The organism is Rhodovulum sp. PH10, assembly GCF_000293785.1.
In the GTDB taxonomy this organism is placed as follows: domain Bacteria; phylum Pseudomonadota; class Alphaproteobacteria; order Rhizobiales; family Xanthobacteraceae; genus Rhodoplanes.
Map to the genome: position 1 here is coordinate 1 of NZ_AKZI01000262.1, position 560 is coordinate 560.

1 protein-coding gene is annotated in these 560 nt (G+C 73.4%); it reads right to left on the reverse strand.

Annotated elements, in window-relative coordinates; genetic code table 11:
* Positions 1 to 560 (reverse strand): FUSC family protein (locus tag A33M_RS21930; protein ID WP_040622789.1); only part of this gene is annotated, 560 nt, incomplete at both ends.

Below are 560 nucleotides of genomic sequence, written 5' to 3' on the forward strand. Positions count from 1 at the left end.
ACCAAGGGCGCGATCGCCAGCAGAGCGAGCACCAGCGGCACCGGCGTCAGCGCGTGGGTGAGCACCCAGGCGATCACCACGCCGACCGTGGTGCCGAACATGAACTCGGCGATCCGGCGGTGGGTCGCCTGCGCGTCCGGCACCATGATGACGAGCGGCGCGACGGTGATCCAGATCGCCCGGGTCATGCCGAGCGCGTTGCCGATCCACAGGCCGACCATCGCGACGAGGGCGTAGGCGGCGGCGAAGCGCAGCCATTCGGAGTGTCGCGCGAACCCGGACGGCGGCACGAAGCCGGCCGGCGCCGGCAGCGGACCGTGGCGAACGTGGTCGATCGTGCGGGCGGCAGCGGCCACCGCGACCGCCAGCAGCACGAAGCCGAACTCGACCGGCCGGATGTTCGGCATGCCGGCGGTGAGGCCGAGCGCGATCGCCGCGAACCGGGTGGCGAGATGCGGGCCGCGGCCGAGCCGCGTCAGCCAGCCGGCGGCAAACAGCGCGAGCGCGAACACCCCCCAGAACGGCGCCGAGTAGCCGCCGAGCAGGAAGCCGACGAAGCC